The 17,958-nt window shown below is 66.4% G+C and carries 14 protein-coding genes; 5 read left to right on the forward strand and 9 right to left on the reverse strand.

Features of this window, described 5'->3' with window-relative positions:
* Positions 1-350: 350 nt before the first annotated feature.
* From mqo to ACSYHF_RS05530, 3 genes are all read right to left on the reverse strand, one after another.
* Positions 351-2,042 carry a malate dehydrogenase (quinone) gene (gene mqo, locus ACSYHF_RS05520; RefSeq protein ID WP_072168682.1) on the reverse strand — a complete coding sequence of 564 codons (1,692 nt, stop codon included), beginning with the start codon at positions 2,040-2,042 and terminating at the stop codon, positions 351-353.
* Between the two features lie 154 nt (positions 2,043-2,196).
* Entirely contained in the window at positions 2,197-2,676 is a 480-nt protein-coding gene (locus tag ACSYHF_RS05525; RefSeq protein ID WP_447576152.1) for an N-acetyltransferase family protein, read from the reverse strand.
* Between the two features lie 183 nt (positions 2,677-2,859).
* Complete coding sequence (locus tag ACSYHF_RS05530) at positions 2,860-3,765, reverse strand: LysR family transcriptional regulator ArgP (RefSeq protein ID WP_005415672.1); 906 nt, start codon at positions 3,763-3,765, stop codon at positions 2,860-2,862.
* Positions 3,766-3,903: 138 nt separating this feature from the next.
* Here ACSYHF_RS05530 and ACSYHF_RS05535 point away from each other — a divergent pair, with 138 nt between their 5' ends.
* Both ACSYHF_RS05535 and ACSYHF_RS05540 read left to right on the forward strand, forming a co-directional pair.
* Positions 3,904-4,539 (forward strand): LysE/ArgO family amino acid transporter, encoded by a 636-nt coding sequence (locus ACSYHF_RS05535; protein ID WP_005415673.1) that lies wholly within the window; start codon positions 3,904-3,906, stop codon positions 4,537-4,539.
* Between the two features lie 163 nt (positions 4,540-4,702).
* Positions 4,703-6,691 carry an alpha/beta hydrolase family protein gene (locus tag ACSYHF_RS05540; RefSeq protein ID WP_338167531.1) on the forward strand — a complete coding sequence of 663 codons (1,989 nt, stop codon included), beginning with the start codon at positions 4,703-4,705 and terminating at the stop codon, positions 6,689-6,691.
* A gap of 56 nt (positions 6,692-6,747) precedes the next feature.
* Here the strand turns inward: ACSYHF_RS05540 and ACSYHF_RS05545 are convergent, their stop codons facing one another.
* The 3 genes from ACSYHF_RS05545 to ACSYHF_RS05555 form a co-directional block, all read right to left on the reverse strand.
* Positions 6,748-8,502 carry a peptide MFS transporter gene (locus ACSYHF_RS05545; protein ID WP_065185996.1) on the reverse strand — a complete coding sequence of 585 codons (1,755 nt, stop codon included), beginning with the start codon at positions 8,500-8,502 and terminating at the stop codon, positions 6,748-6,750.
* Positions 8,503-8,581: 79 nt separating this feature from the next.
* On the reverse strand, positions 8,582-9,730 hold the full coding sequence (locus ACSYHF_RS05550; RefSeq protein WP_447576153.1) for a DUF1624 domain-containing protein: 1,149 nt from the start codon (positions 9,728-9,730) through the stop codon (positions 8,582-8,584).
* 56 nt (positions 9,731-9,786) lie between these two features.
* Positions 9,787-10,302: a hypothetical protein gene (locus ACSYHF_RS05555; RefSeq protein ID WP_447576154.1), complete on the reverse strand. Its 516-nt coding sequence runs from the start codon at positions 10,300-10,302 to the stop codon at positions 9,787-9,789.
* A gap of 327 nt (positions 10,303-10,629) precedes the next feature.
* Here ACSYHF_RS05555 and ACSYHF_RS05560 point away from each other — a divergent pair, with 327 nt between their 5' ends.
* The 3 genes from ACSYHF_RS05560 to ACSYHF_RS05570 all read left to right on the forward strand — a co-directional run bounded on the left by ACSYHF_RS05560 (position 10,630) and on the right by ACSYHF_RS05570 (position 16,291).
* Complete coding sequence (locus ACSYHF_RS05560; protein WP_005415678.1) at positions 10,630-12,594, forward strand: OPT family oligopeptide transporter; 1,965 nt, start codon at positions 10,630-10,632, stop codon at positions 12,592-12,594.
* Between the two features lie 233 nt (positions 12,595-12,827).
* On the forward strand, positions 12,828-14,906 hold the full coding sequence (locus ACSYHF_RS05565; RefSeq protein ID WP_447576155.1) for a prolyl oligopeptidase family serine peptidase: 2,079 nt from the start codon (positions 12,828-12,830) through the stop codon (positions 14,904-14,906).
* A 140-nt stretch (positions 14,907-15,046) separates the two neighbouring features.
* Positions 15,047-16,291 carry a DUF819 family protein gene (locus ACSYHF_RS05570; RefSeq protein ID WP_005415680.1) on the forward strand — a complete coding sequence of 415 codons (1,245 nt, stop codon included), beginning with the start codon at positions 15,047-15,049 and terminating at the stop codon, positions 16,289-16,291.
* 63 nt (positions 16,292-16,354) lie between these two features.
* On the opposite strand, the gene ACSYHF_RS05575 is transcribed toward ACSYHF_RS05570, so the two are convergent.
* From ACSYHF_RS05575 to minD, 3 genes are read right to left on the reverse strand one after another with little or no spacing between them, the layout of a single operon-like run.
* Positions 16,355-16,834, reverse strand: a complete 480-nt coding sequence (locus tag ACSYHF_RS05575) for a hypothetical protein (protein ID WP_005415681.1) — start codon at positions 16,832-16,834, stop codon at positions 16,355-16,357.
* A gap of 46 nt (positions 16,835-16,880) precedes the next feature.
* Positions 16,881-17,141: a cell division topological specificity factor MinE gene (minE, locus tag ACSYHF_RS05580; RefSeq protein WP_005408532.1), complete on the reverse strand. Its 261-nt coding sequence runs from the start codon at positions 17,139-17,141 to the stop codon at positions 16,881-16,883.
* Between the two features lie 2 nt (positions 17,142-17,143).
* On the reverse strand, positions 17,144-17,953 hold the full coding sequence (gene minD / locus ACSYHF_RS05585) for a septum site-determining protein MinD (protein WP_005415682.1): 810 nt from the start codon (positions 17,951-17,953) through the stop codon (positions 17,144-17,146).
* Positions 17,954-17,958: the final 5 nt, after the last annotated feature.

Consider the following 17,958-nt stretch of genomic DNA (forward strand, 5'->3'; position numbering starts at 1 on the left):
GCTCGAGGCTTGGAAACGGGGGAAGGGCGGCAACAGTCGTCCAGCACCCGGGGCGGCGGCTTCGGGCACGGTCAGGTCCATCTGGAGCGGCGCGATCACTGCGTAGGGTGCAAATGTAAATAATTCTTAACAACATTACAATTCGCGTCACTGCGCAGGGGCTTCCCGGCGCAGAGCGGTGGCGGGCTGGGGTCGGATCCCGTTGCTGCAGGCAATGGGCTCTGACCCCATCATCGACGCCCAATCGCAGGTCAGAGCCCGCCCGTGCGGGAGGGATCCGACCCACCTCGCACAAAAACAAACGGCCACCCGAAGGTGGCCGTCCGTCTGCATCGAAGGAACGCGCGGGCTTACAGCGCCTGCAGTTCCTCATTGGCATTGCGCTTTTCCTTCGCCGGAGCCGGAGCCGCAGCGGCCGGAGCCGGCACCGCCGCGTTCGCATCCACCGGCACCTCCAGGTACGGCAGGTGCAGGGTCTGGCTGGTCAGCGTACGGATCTCGTTCACCAGCGCCGGGCTGTCGTTGAGCTTGCGCCCATACGACGGCACGATCTCGCGCAGGCGGGTTTCCCAACCGGCCTTCATCTGGTCCGGGAAGGCCTTGGCCATCAGGTCCAGCATGATCGGCGGCGAGGTCGACGCGCCCGGCGACGCGCCGAGCAGTGCGGCGATGGTGTGGTCCTTGTCGGTCACGATCTCGGTACCGAACTGCAGCACCGGGCCCTTCAGCGGATCGCGCTTGATGATCTGCACGCGCTGGCCGGCGGTGACCAGCTTCCAGTCACCCGGCTTGGCATTGGGGAAGTACTTGACCAGTTCGGCCTGGCGGTCGGCATCGTTCAGGCGCGCCTGGCCCATCAGGTACTGCACCAGGTCCAGGTTGTCCTTGCCCACTTCCAGCATCGGGCCAACGTTGTTGTGGGTCACCGAGGAATACAGGTCCCACCACGAGCCGTGCTTGAGGAACTTGGTGCTGTACAGCGCGAACGGCCCGAACAGGACCACCGGCTTGCCGTCCAGCTTGCGTGCATCCAGGTGCGGCACCGACATCGGCGGCGAACCGGTTTCGGCCATGCCGTAGGCCTTTACGCCATGGCGCGAGGTCACGTCCTGGCCCTGGAAGGCGAGGAACTGGCCACCGACCGGGAAGCCTGCGTAGTCCTTCGATTCCGGAATGCCCGACATCTGCAGCAGCTTCAGCGCGGCGCCGCCGGCACCGATGAACACGAAGCGGGTGTGAGTGGTGGTTTCGGTGCCGGCCTTGAGATCCTTCACCGTGACGTTCCAGCTCTTGTCGGCGTTCTGCCGCAGGGCGGTCACTTCATGGTTCAGGTGCAGGCTGAAGTTCGGGCTGCGCTGCAGGCCGGCGGTCAGCTGGCGGGTGATCACACCGAAGTTGACGTCGGTACCGAGCGGCATCCAGGTCGCGGCAACCTTCTGCTTCGGGTCACGGCCTTCCATCAGCAGCGGGGCCCACTGCTTGATCTGCGCCGGATCCTCGGAGTACTGCATGCCGTAGAACAGCGGGTTCTTCACCAGGGCCTGCTGGCGCTTGTGCAGGTAGGCGATGTTGTCATCGCCCCAGACGAAGCTCATGTGCGGGGTCGGGTTGATGAAGTCGCTGGGCTGGCTCAGCCGGCCTTCCTTCACCTGGTGCGACCAGAACTGGCGCGAGACCTCGAACGATTCGGCGATGCCGACCGCGCGCTTGGTCTCGATGCTGCCGTCGGGCAGTTCCGGGGTGTAGTTCAGTTCGGCGAACGCCGAGTGGCCGGTGCCGGCGTTGTTCCAGCCATCGGAGCTTTCACCGGCGACGCCGTCGAGGCGTTCGTAGACCTGGATGTTCCAGTCCGGCTGCAGTTCCTGCAGGTAGGTGGCCAGGGTGATGCTCATGATGCCGGCGCCGACCAGCACAACATCGACGGGCTTGTCGTTGCTGGCGGCGGGCACGGAGCGCTGGGTCAGTGGCCAGTACAGGAACAGCGCGGCGGCCAGCAACAGCAGCACGAGCAGGGCGAGCAGGGCCTTGCCAAATTTCTTCATGGGGGCGGGATCGTTGGCGGAGGGGAAGGGGTCAGGATGCGCGTGGGGCAGGGAAAGGGCGTGAAGAAACAACGCCTTGCAGCATCCATTCGCGATTCTAACCGGATCCGGTCGTTTTTTGATGCAACGCAGCATCCGACGTTTCGCGACGCTGTCACGTGGGCGGCAGGCGGCGCCTGGCGACGGTGGGGACCAGCTCAAGGATCTCGTCGCCGGCCTCATCGAGCTCGCCGGTCGGGCGCCAGCCCAGGCGGCGGTAGAAGCCATGCGAGCGCGAACGCGGGTCGGCCGAGCAGGCCAGGAACAGCCGCTGGTGGCCGGCATCGCGGGTCAGGCTGACCACGTCCTGCAGCAGCTGGCGGCCGATGCCGCGGCCCTCGTAGTCCGGCAGCAGGGCAAGCACCAGCACCTCGCCGCTGTCACGATCGGCGAAGCAGTAACCGGCCATGCGCTCGCCGTCCCAGGCGACGCGGCCGATCGAATCGCCCTGGGCGATGCCGGCTGCCCAGCTGTCCTCGGTGATGCCCAGTTCTGCCAGCTGGGCCGCACTGAAGGCGTTCTCGCGGGTGCGCCCGCGCAGGTCGATGCAGGCGGCGGCATCTTCGGGGCGGGCGTCGCGGACGAATACAGGCATGCAGGGCATCCTTGCAGTGATCGGCCGACCAGTATCCGCATCACGCATGGACCTAGTGTGGAGCTTACGTGGAGATCCGATGGAGCAAAAAAGGGGACGGAGGGGATTAAGTCGTTTAAGACCCAAACGACATCCGGGGCAAAGACGACTTAATCCCCTCCGTCCCCTTTTTCCCGCTGGGCGTCAGCGCTTGCGCCGGATCAGCGCCGAGGACGCGTCCAGTACCGCACGGGTCAGCAAGGCCATGGTCTGCACGTCGCCCTTCCAGTGCTGCCAGTACAGCGGTACGTCTTCCCACGCGCGCTGCCGTACGTAGACCAGTCGCCCGGCGTCCAGGTGGCGCTTGACCAGCGGCAGGGGGTTCATGGTCCAGCCCAGTCCGCCGAGGTTGGCCTGCACGAAGGCCCGGGTGGAGGGGATCCACCAGGTCGGTGCGGTGCTGGGCAGGTCGTCGCCGGCCATGCGCCGGGCGAAGCGCGACTGCATTTCGTCCTTGCGGTTGAACACCAATACCGGCGCCTGTGCCAGCGCCTGCGCGGTCACGCCCTTGGCGAAGTGGCGCTCGCGGAACTCGGGGGTACAGGTCGCCGCGTAGCGGATGCTGCCCAGCGCGTGGATCTGGCAGCCCTGCACCGGCTCATCCAGGGTGGTGACCGCGCCCAGCACCGTGCCCTGGCGCAGCAGCTCCACGGTGTGGTCCTGGTCTTCCACGCGCAGGTCCAGGGTGGTGCCGGTGGTCTGCGCGAACTGGTAGGCGGCCTGCGGAAACCAGGTTTCCAGGCTGTCGTGGTTCACCGCCACCGGGATGCTGGCCTGGGGCAGGTCCTCATCGGCCAGGCCCATCCGGTGCAGCGCATCGTGTTCGAGCAGGGCGGTCTGCTCGGCCAGCTGCACCAGCAGCTGCCCTTCGGCGGTGGCGGTGGCCGGGGTGCCGCGCTTGACCAGCAGGCGGCCGATCCGGTCCTCCAGTGCCTTGACCCGCTGCGAGATGGCCGAGGGCGTGACATTCAACGACTGTGCGGCGCGGTCGAAGCTGCCTTCGCGGATCACCGCGGCCAGGGCGCGCAGCTGGGCATGATCGATGCGCATCGAATTAAGCTCCGCTAATGTTGGTTTAGGAAGTTTAGCTCGTCTTTTCCATGTTGCGGCGCGACAATGGCGTCCGTTCCGGTGCTGTCCGCCTTCGCGAGGCACCGTCCCCCCAAGCAATACAAGGCAGTGAATCCCATGTTCTCGGTCATCTCCGCCAGCACCGGCCTCGGTGCCTGGTTCTCTGGTGCAGCCACCGGCATCGGCCTGTTCGCGGTGGTCGGCGCCCAGAGCGCCTTCATTCTGCGCCAGGGCATCCTGCGCAAGCACATCGTGCCGGTGGTCGCCACCTGCGCGGCCATCGATGCCATCTTCATCTTCGCCAGCGTGGCCGGCCTGCGCACGCTCACCTCGGCGCTGCCGTGGCTGACGACCGCCGTGCTGTGGACCGGTGTCGCGTTCCTGGCCTGGTATGCGATGAAGTCGGCACGCCGTGCGATCGCCGGGGGTGGTGGCATGGGCGAGGCCGACAGCGATGACGGCAGCCGCCGCGCGGTGCTGATGGCCGCGGTCGGCTTCTCGCTGATCAACCCGCACTTCTGGCTGGACATGATGGTGATCGGCTCCATCGCCGAGAACTTCGGCAACGCCCGCATGGCCTTCGCTGCCGGCGTGGTCACCGCCAGCTGCCTGTGGCTGACCGCGCAGGGCCTCGGCGCCCGCCTGCTGGCGCCGCTGTTCACCAAGCCCAGCACCTGGCGCGTGCTCGACGGCACCATCGCCGTGATCCTCAGCATCCTGGCCCTCATGTTGGCGGTGCGCGGGGTCCACTGACCCGGCGCACGTCCCCCGAACCCACGTCCTGACTCTCTCTCCAAGGTAGTGGCAACGACGGCACCGGCAACGGTGCCGTCGTCTTTTCCGGCTCTGGCGTCAAACGCTCGGCGCTGCCTAGAATCGGCCACCAGGACAAGGTGTCCACAGGAGCAGGGGAAGGATGCACAAGACCATTCTGGCGGCCGCACTGGCCGTCATCGGGGGCGTTGCCGCAGGCAGCGCGGGGGCGGTGGACCTGACGCAGTACCTGCGCCGGGAGACCTTCACCGATATCAAGATCTCGCCGGGGGGCGAGTACGTAGCGGCAACGGTTCCGAGGGAGGACAGTACCGCGATCGCGATCCTGCGGTTGAAGGACAAGGAGGTGGTCGGCAGTTTCTGGCCGCCCAGCCGCAATCATGCGCAGGAATTCGACTGGGTCAGCAACGAGCGCCTGTTGATCGGCCTGGCCCAGAAGTGGGGCTCGCTCGACCAGCCCAATCCCACCGGCGAACTCTATGCCATCGACGCCAATGGCAACCGTGGCGAGCTGCTGGTCGGCTATCGCGTCGAAAGCAAGGGCCCGGGGACCCGCATCCAGCCGAAGAAAGTCGAAGCCGTGGCCGCCTTCCTGGCCGACGACCTGCCGGGTGACGAGCGCAACGTGCTGGTGACCGTATGGCCGCTGGCCGAGGATCCGTTCACCCGCGTCGATCGCATGGATGTGACCACCGGTCGTCGCTCGCGGGTGGCGTCTTCGCCGGTACGGCGCGGTGAGTTCACCACCGACGGCGCCGGCGAGGTCCGCTTCGTGCACGGCTCGGGCAGCGACAACATCAACAAGCTGTATTTCCGCGAACGCAGTGGCGACAGCTGGAAGCTGATCAATGATGAGGCGGTCAGCAAGCGCATCGAAACCGCCCTCGGCTTCTCGGCCGATGACAGCCTGGCCTACCTCAACGTCGAGCAGGCCCAGGGCCCGGATGCGATCGTCAGCTGGAACCCGCAGACCGGCGAACGCGCGACGCTTCTACGCGACGAGGTGGTCAATCCGTACCGCATCATCCACCGGCCCGGCACCCATGTGCCGGTAGGCGCGCTGTACCTGGGTGACAAACCGCGCACGCGCTTCTTCGATGAAGGCTCGGCCGATGCGCGCCTGTACCGCAGCCTGGAGGCCGCCTTCGGAGGGCCCGTCTACATCACCTCCAGCACCCGCGATGGCCGTGTCGTGCTGGTGGAAACCTGGTCGGGCTCGAATCCAGGCGATTTCTATGTGTACGACACGGTGGCGCGCAAGGCCGATCACCTGATCAGCCGCAGCGACTGGATCGACGTGGACCGTAGCGCCAGCGTGAAGCCGATTGCACTGAAGGCGCGCGACGGGCTGCCACTGCATGGCTTCCTGACCCTGCCGGCCGGCAGCGACGGGCGCAACCTGCCGATGGTGGTGATGCCGCACGGCGGCCCGTTCGACATCTTCGATTCCGGCCAGTACGACCGCGAAACGCAGATGCTGGCCGCGGCCGGTTATGCCGTACTGCAGGTCAACTTCCGTGGTTCGGGCAACTACGGCCGGGCCCACACCCAGGCCGGTGCGCAGCAGTGGGGCGCGGCAATGCAGGACGATGTCACCGATGCCACCCGCTGGGCAATCAGCGAAGGCATCGCCGACGGCCGTCGCATCTGTATCTACGGCGCCAGCTACGGGGCCTACTCGGCGATGATGGGTGCCGCCCGCGAACCCGGGTTGTATCAGTGCGCGGCGGGCTATGTCGGGGTCTACGACCTGCCGATGATGTACACCCGCGGCGACATCCAGGACCGGGGTTCAGGCGTGACCTATCTGCGCGAATGGCTGGGGGATCCGGCCAAGCTGGGTGCGGTGTCGCCGGTGAACATGGCCGAACGGATCAAGGTGCCGGTGTTCCTGGCCGCCGGTGGCGAAGACAAGCGCGCGCCGATCCAGCACACCGAGCGCATGGAAGCCGCGCTCAAGCGCGCCGGCACGCCGGTGGAAAGCCTGTACTACAAGACCGAAGGCCACGGCTTCTACACCGAGGCCCATCGCAGCGAGTACTACGACAAGTTGCTGGCCTTCCTGGCGCGCAGCCTGGGTGGCAAGACCGCGACGGCCGCGCCTGCGACCGGCAAGGACAAGGCGCCCTGAGCTGACAGGGCGGCGGATGAACGTTCCGCCGCCCTGGTTTTCCGCAAGCGCGGGGTTTACTTCACCCCGTGCATCATCTTCTTCAGCAGCGGTGCGGCGATGAAGGCCGCCAGTGCGCAACCCAGGCCGATCCACATCAGCAGCCAGAACAGGTGCGCATAGGCGCCGGCTGCGGCCACCATGTCCAGCGATTCGCCTTCCGGCACCTCGATCGCGGCCAGCTTGCCGAACAGCGCGGCCAGCGTCTCCGAGAATGCGGTGGCCAGGAACCAGGTGCCCATCATCAGGCTCATCACCCGCGGCACGGCCAGCTGGGTCACTGCCGACAGGCCGACCGGCGACAGGCACATCTCGCCGCTGGCCAGCAGGAAGTAGGCCAGCACCAGCCACCACACGCTGGCCATCTCGCCAGTGGCGCCCACCTGCTGCGCCGCCAGTGCCAGCGGTACGAACGACAGTGCGCCAATCACCAGGCCCCAGGCCGACTTCACCGGCTTGCCCGGCTCCCAGCCGCGGCGGTCCATCCACGTCCACAGCGCGGCGAAGGCCGGCGCCAGCAGCACCAGGAACAGGCCGCCGAGGTAGGTGAGCGAACCTGCGGTCTGCGGGATCACCAGGCAGTCGCGCACCAGCAGCACCAGCATCAGCACGACAATGGCGGCGAAGAACGCGCGCGGTGCGGCCGAACCCGGGCGCCGTTCCGACAGGCGCGCGCTGACCACGAAGCCCAGCGGTGCCAGCAGCAGCGAGAGGATGGACCACGGCAGCGGCGTGCCGCCGGTGATCACCAGCGAGGGCACGATGTCCTTGGTCAGCAGGCGGTCGGTGAAGGTCACCCACGAGCCGTAGGACTGCTCGTACATCGTGAAGAACACCAGTGCCATGAAGATCAGCACCATCAGCGCGATCATCTGCTGGCGCTGCACCGGCGTGCATTTCGTGCCGGTGAACCAGGCGAACCAGACCAGCACGCCGCCCAGCACCACCAGCATCAGCATCAGCGCCAGGCTGATTTCTCCGCCCAGCGCGAACGCGCCGTTGCCGGCGGCCCACATCAGCCACGCCACCGGCAGCACACCAAGCACCGCGCACAGGTAGATGAGCCATTCGCGCGGCAGGCCCATCACCTTCTGCTTCAGCGCCGCCGGCTGCGGCGGTTCGGCGTGGCCCTGCAGGTACTTCTGGCCCCACAGGAACATCGCCAGGCCGGCCAGCATGCCGATGCCGGCTGCACCGAAACCGTACTTCCAGCCATAGGCCTCGCCGAGGAAGCCGCACACCAGCGAGGAGAACAGCGCGCCGAGGTTGATGCCGGCGTAGAACAGCGAGAAGCCCGAATCGCGGCGCGGGTCGTCCTTGGCGTACAGCTTGCCGACGATGGTGGAGATGTTCGGCTTCAGGAAGCCGACACCCATGATGATCAGCGCCAGCGACAGGTAGGTCACTGCGAGTGCGGAGGTGTCGCGCACCACTTCGCCGTTTACCCGGTAAGCGGCGTGGCCCTCGAAGGCCATGCCGAGGTGGCCCAGCACCAGCAGGATGCCGCCGAACAGCACCGCCCGGCGCATGCCCAGCCAGCGGTCGGCCAGCATGCCGCCGAACACCGGGATGCAGTACACCAGGCCGCCGTAGGCGCCGAGCAGGTCCAGGCCGGCCTTGTCGCCGAACAGGTGGTACTTGGTCAGGTACAGCAGCAGCAGCGCCTTCATGCCGTAGAAGGAGAAGCGCTCCCACATTTCGGTGAAGAAGCAGACGTAGACGCCCTTGGGATGGCCCAGGAAGTCGTCGGAAGCGATAGCGGTGGAATTCATCGCGGAATTATAGGCCTGTGACCTGATCCGCTTTCAGTAGATCCACGCCATGCGTGGATTGCCGGACTGGCCTGGGCGATCACAGGTATCGCAACCACGGCAGATCGCGCCTTCGCGCTTTGAACCGCGCGAAGGCCCGCGTCGGCGGGTACAGCACCACCGCCAGCGCACAGGCCACCAGCAGCAGGCCGCTGACCGAATCCAGGGCATACAGCTCGCCATGGGTCGGCCCCCAGGCCGCCAACGCGGCCAGGTACAGCCCCTTCAGTAAGTACAGGTGCAGCAGGTAGAAGAACATCGGCGCAGCGCCGATATCGGCCAGCGGCTGCAGTGCCCGCGCCAGCGGCGGCCATTCGTACAGCCGCAGCAGCAACACTCCCACGCCCAGGGTCAGCAGCAGGAACTGCAAGGACGGCGGGTACTTGGTGACGTTGAAGATGCTCAGCCAGGTACGCAGCGTGGTGGCCTGGTACTGCCACGGTGCATCCCCGTACTGGTTGGCCAACCGCAGCAATGCGAACAGGGCCAGCGCGCTGACGCCTGCCCACAGCAGCCAGCGCTGGCGCTGCTCCGGCGCGCGCGCGCGGCCAAACCAGGGCCCCATCAGATAACCCAGCGCAATCACCCCGATCCACGGCAGTACCGGATAGGAGGTGCGCAGGCGCAGCGTGCCAGCCTCGATCCAGTCGCGCTGGTGCAGTACTTTCCACAGCACCGCCAGCAGGCCATTGCCTTGCACCCGAAGGCCGTCGAACAGGTTGTGCCCGGCCACCACCGCGATTGCCAGCATCAGCAGGGCCGGGCGTGGCAGCCACAGCAGGCCGGCCAGCGCGATCATGCTCAGCCCGATGGCCCAGATCACCTGCAGGTACAGCGTGTGCGGCGGCAGCTGGAAGGTCCAGGCGAAGTTCACCAGGGTCAGTTCCAGCACCACCAGGAACAACCCGCGCTTGAGCAGGAAGGCGGCTGTGGCCCGGCGCGGATCCGGCTGGCGCTGGCCGTACAGCCAGGCCGACAGGCCGGTCAACAGGACGAACACGGGTGCGCACAGGTGGGCCAGCAGACGGCAGGCGAACAGCGCAGGGGAGACCGTGGCTGCGTCCATCGGGTCGCTCACCTGGTGCTGCAGGAAGAAGGTCTCGCGCACGTGGTCCAGCAGCATCAGCAGCATCACGGTGCCGCGCAGCTGGTCGATGGAGGCCTGGCGGGGAGAGGGGGAAGAGGGCACGTACGAGGTTTGGTTGGCGTGACAGGATATAACATAACGTTATGCGGTGCGGCCGTTCAGGATTGGCAGGCGTCCGCGCTCCAGCCCTTCTGTGCGTCGTGGCGGACGGGGATCACCCGAGTCGATCCGTCAGGCGCAGCTTTCAGGCAGAACTTCGCCGTGTAGCCCCTGATTGGGCCATTGGTGGGAGCGTTGAGGTAGACCTCATACAAGGTTGCAGGAATCAATGGCTGTGGAGAGGTGCGCAGCGTGGCCGAGGCTGGCAGATCACCGTAGACGATGCACTGGCCCGGCGCCAAAGGCTCTGCGGGAGTCAGGTCGTACATGAACGACCATGCCTTCACCGTGTCGTGGTGATAGACCACCACCGCTTGCAGGATACGGGGCGATCGGACCCATTCCAGTGCCCGCGGAGGCAGGCCGAAACAAGGTATTCCTTCCCGATCCTCGATCACCGCGGTGCCAAACCCGCTGTAGGCGTTGACGTTGCCTATACCCAGCAGCAGGCACAGCATCGCGCCCGCTGCAACGAGGAAGGCTCGCATCATCGTGATCAATGGTGCGTCTGCCATGCGGTCTCCTTGCCGACGATGTGTTGGTGGCAGTGCACGGTGTTGGATTCCGGGAATCGACTCAAGCAGGCGCTGAGCCGCAAACCCCATCGCCTGGCACGCATCGCCCGGTGGGCCGGGGGCGTCGGGGGATTGGGGTCAAGGGACCCCCGCTCCGACAAACCGGTGCACTGTGCACAACTTGGTCAAACACGACACATCTGAAGGGGCCAAGGGCCTGCTGGGGCGCAGTGCTGGGCGAGGGCTTGCCAGCCGGTACCAACCGCACTGGACTTGCCGCCCCCTGAACGCTAGCGTGGCAGGGATTTTTTGCCAGCAGGGGCTTCCATGAACCACGACGCTGCGCCCAAGCAGCTCACCTTCCGCGCAGTGGCCCTGGCCATCGTGCTGGCGGTGGTGCTGTCGGCCGCAAACGCCTACCTCGGTCTGTTCGCAGGCCTGACCATCGCCACCGCCATTCCCGCCGCGGTGATTTCCATGGGCGTGCTGCGCCTGCTGGGCGGTGGTTCCATCCTCGAGAACAACATCGTGCAGACCGGCGCCTCGGCCGGCTCGTCGATCGCCGCCGGTGTGATCTTCACCATCCCCGCGCTGGTGATCATGGGCTACTGGCCGGACTTCAAGTACTGGTGGGTGCTGGGCATCGCCGGCCTGGGCGGCCTGCTGGGCGTGCTGTTCTCGGTGCCGCTGCGCCGTTCGATGATCGTTGAAGACCCGCTGCCGTTCCCGGAAGGCAAGGCGGCGGCGGAAGTGCTCAAGGCCGGTGAGAACCCGGGTCCGGGCCTGAAGATCCTCGGCCTGTCGGCGGTGATCGGCGCCTTCGTCAAGCTGGCTGCGGAAAGCGGCATGCGCTTGATCCCGGACGCCTGGGCCACCTCGGCCTATGTCGGCAGCTCCAAGGTCACCGCCTTCATCGGCACCAACCTGTCGCCTGCACTGCTGGGCGTGGGCTACATCGTCGGCCTCAACGTCGGCATCGTGGTGGTGTCGGGCTCGATCCTGACCTGGCACATCGCCATTCCGATCTACCAGGCGTTCTTCATGAACACCGATCCGGCATTGGCCGCGTCGGTTGCTGCGGCTTCCTCCACCGAGGCCGCGTTCGCCATCTGGGGCGCGAAGATGCGCTACCTGGGCGTTGGTGCGATGCTGATCGGTGGCATCTGGACCCTGATCTCGCTGCGCAAGTCGCTGCTCAACGGCGTCAAGAGCGGTTTCGCCGCGGCCCGCAAGAGTGGTGGCCCGGTGCTGGCGCATACCGAGCGCGACCTGCCGATGAAGTGGATGCTGGTCGCCCTGGTGGCGTTCGTGCTGCCGCTGCTGGCCCTGTATCAGGCCATCGTCGGCCAGTGGCACGTGTCGATCCCGATGACCCTCATCATGATCGTCGCCGGCTTCCTGTTCGTCTCGGTCTCGGCCTACCTGGCCGGCCTGATCGGTTCGTCCAACAATCCGGTCTCGGGCATCACCATCTCCACCATCCTGTTCGCCTCGGCCGTGCTGGTCGTGCTGCTGGGCGCTGACGGCCTCAAGCCGGTCGGTGCCGGCGGGGCGCCGCTGGGCGCGGTGGCCGCGATCATGATTGGCGCGGTGGTGTGCTGTGCCGCTGCGGTCGGTGGTGACAACCTGCAGGACCTCAAGGCCGGTTACATCGTCGGTGCCACCCCGTGGAAGCAGCAGCTGATGCTGGGCATCGGTGCGTTCTCGTGCGCACTGATCATGGCCCCGGTACTGAACCTGCTGGCCACTGCCTACGGCATCGGCGTGAAGTCCGAGCTGCACCCGAACGCGCTGGCTGCGCCGCAGGCCAACCTGATGGCCTCGGTGGCCAAGGGCCTGTTCGGTGGTGAACTGCCGTGGACCTTCATCGGCATCGGTGCTGTGGTCGGCGCTGCCATCATCGCCTTCGACAGCTGGCTGAAGGCGCGCAACGCGCGCTTCCGCGTGCCGGTGCTGGCTGCCGCCATCGGCATCTACCTGCCGCTGGAACTGATGGTGCCGATCTTCCTCGGCGGCCTGATCGCCCACCTGGTCGAGCGCTTCCACAAGGTGCGCGCCGATGACGAAGAAGGCCGCGACCGCGTGCACAAGCCGGGCGTGCTGTTTGCCGCCGGCCTGATCACCGGTGAGGCGCTGATGGGCATCGCCATCGCGATTCCGATCGTGGTCAGCAGCCGTGCCGACGTGCTGGCGGTGCCGTTCCACCTGCCGGGCGCACAGTGGATCGGCCTGGCCGTGCTGTTCCTGGTCGGCTGGCTGATCTACCGCACCGGCAAGTACGCCAAGGCGTAAGCAATGGGGTCGGACGCCTTCCCGCAGGGAAGGGCTCCGACCCCGCGCTGACGGCGTCTGGGGTCAGAGCCGATTCCGCCGGAATCGGATCCGACCCCGGCGTCCCCACAAACCCCGCTTCGGCGGGGTTTGCTGTTTCTGGCGATTGCCCGCCTGCAGCCATGACCGATGGCCTTGGCAGCCCCGGCCATGCGGGCCTACCATCGGTTTTTTGCCGTCCTGCGGAGACCCCGATGAAACTGCGTCATGCCCTGCTGCCACTGAGCCTGCTGGCCGCCCTGCCCAGCGTCGCCGCTGCCCGTGGCCTGGAAGTCCGCGACATGGTGGCCATGGACCGCGTCTCCGCGCCGGTATTGACCGCTGACGGCGGCACCGTGGTGTTCGCCAAGCGCAGCGTGGATGCCAATCTCAAGGCCTCCACCGCGCTGTACGCGCGCAACCTGCGCACCCGCGACGCAGCGCCGCCGAAGCAGATCACCCCGGCCGGCTGGAACGTCAATTCCGCTTCGCTGTCGGCCGATGGCCAGACCGTGTATTTCCTCAGTGCCAGGAACGGCAGCCAGCAGCTGTACGCGCAGCCGATCAGCGGCGGCACCCCGCGCCAGCTGACCGACTTCCCGGTCGACGTGGACAGCTACCGTGTGTCGCCGCAGGACGACCGCGTGTTGTTCAGCGCCGGCGTGTTCCAGGCGTGCGCCTCGGACCTGGCCTGCACCGAGAAGAAGCTGAAGGAAAAGAAGGACGCCAAGGCCAGCGGCCAGGTGTGGGATTCGCTGTTCGTGCGCCATTGGGACACCTGGAACGACGGTCGCCGCAACACCCTGTTCGTCGCTCCGCTGCCGGCAGCCAAGGCCGGTGCAGTCAAGGGCGCTTCGGCGCTGAGCGCGACCATCGATGGTGATGCGCCGTCCAAGCCGTTCGGCGGCAATGACGACTTCGTTTGGTCGCCGGACGGCGCCAGCGTGGTGGCCAGCATCCGCGTGGCCGGCAAGCAGGAGCCGTGGTCGACCAACTTCGACCTGTACCGCTTCGACGCCGCGGGCAAGCAGGCGCCGGTCAACCTGACCGCCTCCAACCCAGCCTGGGATGCCGGCCCGGTGTTCAGTGCCGACGGCAAGACGCTGTTCTACCGCGCGATGAAGCGCCCGGGCTTCGAGGCCGACCGCTTCGGCCTGATGGCGATGGACGTTGCCAGCGGCAAGACCCGCGAGATTGCCCCGCAGTGGGATCGTTCGGCCGGTGGCATCACCCTGTCCGCCGACGGCGCCAGCATCTACACCACCGCCGACGACCTCGGCGAACACCCGCTGTTCCAGATCGACGTGGCCAGCGGCAAGGCCACCAAGCTGATCGGCGACGGCGGCGTTACCGCGGTCGACGTGGCCGGCAACAGCGTGGCGATCACCCGCAACAGCCTGAAGAGCAACGACCAGGTGCTGGTCGGCCTGCTGCCGGCCGCGGGCGAAGCCATCGGCGAACTGCGCGCGCTGACCCCGGCCGCAGGCGAGGTGCTGAAGGACGTGTCCTTCGGCGACTACGAGCAGTTCGAGTTCAAGGGCTGGAACAACGACACCGTGCACGGCTACGTGGTCAAGCCGCACAACTACCAGGAAGGCAAGTCCTACCCGGTGGCGTTCCTGATCCACGGCGGCCCGCAGGGCAGCTTCGGCAATGGCTGGAGCTACCGCTGGAACCCGCAGACCTACGCGGGCCAGGGCTACGCGGTGGTGATGATCGACTTCCACGGCTCCACCGGCTATGGCCAGGCATTCACCGATGCGATCAGCCAGCACTGGGGCGACCGCCCGCTGGAAGACCTGCAGAAGGGCTGGGATGCGGCACTGAAGAAGTATTCCTTCCTCAACGGTGACAAGGCCTGCGCGCTGGGCGCTAGCTACGGCGGCTTCATGGTCAACTGGATCGCCGGCAACTGGAACGGCCCGTTCAAGTGCCTGGTCAACCACGACGGCGTGTTCGACCAGCGCATGATGGGCTACGCCACCGAAGAACTGTGGTTCACCGAGTGGGAGCAGGGCGGCACGCCGTACCAGAAGGCCGCCAACTACGAGAAGTTCAACCCGGTCAACCACGTGGCGGACTGGAAGAAGCCGATCCTGGTCATCCACGGCCAGCAGGACTTCCGCATTCCGGTCGAGCAGGGCCTGGCCGCGTTCACCGCCGCCCAGCGCCAGGGCATCGAATCGAAGTTCCTGTACTTCCCGGATGAAAACCACTGGGTGCTGAAGCCGAACAACAGCATCCTGTGGCATGACACCGTCAATGCCTGGCTGAAGCAGCACATCGGCAATTGATGATTGCAGCGCCGCCCTCCGGGGCGGCGCTTCTGTTTCACCCTCTGCTTTACCGGTGGGTGCCGACCGTTGGTCGGTGCACCTTCCGGATCTGCCGCCAACAGCAGCCGGCCAGCGGCCGGCTCTACCAGAGCGCCTGCATGCCTTCGACTGCCCTGATCCAGAACGACATCGTCGTCTTCGGTTTGATTGCCGCCACCCTTGGCGCCGTGTTCTGGACCGCCTCGCGAGAGCAGGGCCTGTGGAAGCGCGTCTACACCTTCGTGCCGGCACTGCTGCTGTGTTACCTGATTCCCGGCATCTACAACACTGTGGGCCTGATCGACGGGCAGAACACCCGGCTCTACAACCCGATCGCGCGCGACATCCTGCTGCCGGCGGCGCTGATCCTGCTGACCCTTGCGGTCGACATCAAGGGCATCCTGCGGCTTGGCCCGAAGCTGGTGCTGATGTACCTGGGTGCCTCGGCCAGCATCATGCTCGGTGCGGTGGTGGCGTTCCTGCTGATGCGTGCCGTGCATCCGGAAACCGTGGCCGGAGACACCTGGGCCGGCATGGCCGCGCTGGCGGGCAGCTGGATCGGCGGCGGCGCCAACATGCTGGCGATGCGTGAAGTGTTCGACGTCAATGCGACCACCTTCGGACAGTTCGCGGTGGTCGACGTCGGGGTCGGCTACGTATGGATGGCCGCGCTGATCTTCCTGGCCGGGCGCGCGGCGAAGATCGACGCGCGCAGTGGCGCCGATACCTCGGCCATCGATGAGCTGAAGGAGCGCATCGCGCGCTTCCAGGCCGAACACGAACGCATTCCCAGCCTGACCGACCTGATGCTGATCGTGGCGGTGGCCTTCGGCGGTGTCGGCCTGGCTCACGCCATTGGCGCACCGCTGGCGGCGTGGTTCAAGGCGAATGTCAGCTGGGCTGCGCAGTTCAGCCTGGACGCGCCGTTCGTGTGGGTGGTGGTGCTGTCGACCACGCTCGGCCTCAGCCTGAGTTTCACCCGTGCGCGCAACCTGGAAGGCGCGGGCGCATCGCGCTTGGGCTCGCTGCTGCTGTACTTCCTGATCGCCTGCATCGGCATGCAGATGGATCTGCTGGCGCTGCTGGACCGCCCGTGGCTGTTCCTGCTGGGCATCATCTGGATCAGCGTGCACATCGTGCTGCTGTGGTGCCTGGGCAAGCTGCTGAAGGTACCGTTCTTCTATTTCGCCATCGGTTCGCAGTCGAACATCGGTGGCCCAGCCTCGGCGCCGGTGGTGGCCGCGGCGTTCCATCCGGCCCTGGCGCCGGTCGGCGTGCTGCTGGGGACGATGGGCTATGCCACCGGCACGTACCTGGCCTACATCGTCGGCATCACCCTGCGCGCGCTGGCCGGGCAGGGCTGATACGGTGATGGGGTCAGATCCCTTTTGCGACGCAAAAAGGATCTGACCCCGGTTCCCGGTGAATCACGCCACCGGCAAGCCGCGTTCGATCAACCACGCCTTCGCGTCTTCGGCGTCCTGTTCAAACCACGCCTGGGTAGATCCCAGCCGATACGTATATCCCCACGCATCCATGTCGGCCATCAGCCGCTGGCTGCCGACACCGGGCAGCTGCCCGGCCAGCACGATCTGCAGGTAGCAGGTCGCGTCTTCCTCGGCCACCGAGTCGGTGGCATCGGTGTGCACCTGCGCACGCCGTTCCGGCGGCAGTACGATCAGGTGGCAGGCCTCATGCAGCATCGAGTGCACGGGCGTGTCATCGCGTACGTACACGTTGCTGGCGATGATGCCGGCCTCTGGCTCGCCCCAGTAACTGCCGGGAATCGGTTCGCCGGGCGCCACGTGGTGCAGCCGAAGGCCATGCGCGGCGAGCAGGCGCTGCGCGTCGGCGAAGGCGATGTCGCCCACGCAGGTGATGTCCACGGCGGTTGTCGTATCGGTCATGCGGGTCAGACAGCCCCGCCCATGCAGGCACGGGCGGGGCAGGGGATCAGGGCTTGTCCGGACCTTCGGGCAGCGCCACGGAAATGTCCAGCACGTCGTGCTGGCCATCCTTTACCAGGTCGACCTTCACCGCATCGACGTCGATGTTCACGTACTTCTTGATCACTTCCAGCAGCTCGCGCTGCAGCAGCGGCAGGTAGTCCGGGCCACCACGGTGGCTGCGTTCCTGCGCGATGATGATCTGCAGGCGGTTCTTGGCGGTTTCGGCGGTGGTCTTCTTCGCTTTGAGGAAATCAAACAGGCCCATGCTTACCCTCCGAACAGCTTGCTGAAGAAGCCCTTCTTCTCGACGTTGGTAAAGCGCATCGGGCGTTCTTCGCCGAGGATGCGCGCGACGGCGTCTTCATAGGCCTGGCCGGCAGCGGATTCGACATCCAGGATGACCGGCTCGCCCTTGTTGGAGGCGTTGAGCACGTCGCCCGATTCCGGAATCACGCCGATCGCCTTCAGGCCGAGCACTTCCTCGACGTCGGCGATGCTCAGCATCTCGCCGCTTTCCACGCGCAGCGGGGTGTAGCGGGTCAGCAACAGGAAGGCCGGCACGTCCTGGCCGGACTCGGCCTTGTGGGTCTTCGAGTCGAGCAGGCCGATGATGCGGTCGGAGTCGCGCACCGACGACACTTCCGGGTTCACCACCACCACCGCACGATCGGCGAAATACATCGCCAGGAAGGCACCCTTCTCGATGCCGGCCGGGGAGTCGCAGATGATGTAGTCGAAACCGTCGGCGGCCAGGTCCTTCAGGACCTTGCCCACGCCTTCCTGGGTCAGTGCGTCCTTGTCGCGGGTCTGCGAGGCGGCCAGCACGTACAGGTTGTCAAAGCGCTTGTCCTTGATCAGGGCCTGCTTGAGGGTGGCTTCGCCGTGCACGACGTTGACGAAGTCATACACCACGCGGCGTTCGCAGCCCATGATCAGGTCGAGGTTGCGCAGGCCGACGTCGAAGTCGATCACCGCCACCTTCTTGCCGCGCCGAGCCAGGCCGCAGGCCAGGCTCGCGCTGGAAGTGGTCTTGCCGACGCCGCCCTTGCCGGAGGTGACTACGATGATTTCAGCCAAAGGAC

This window comes from Stenotrophomonas maltophilia group sp. P373 (assembly GCF_053295075.1).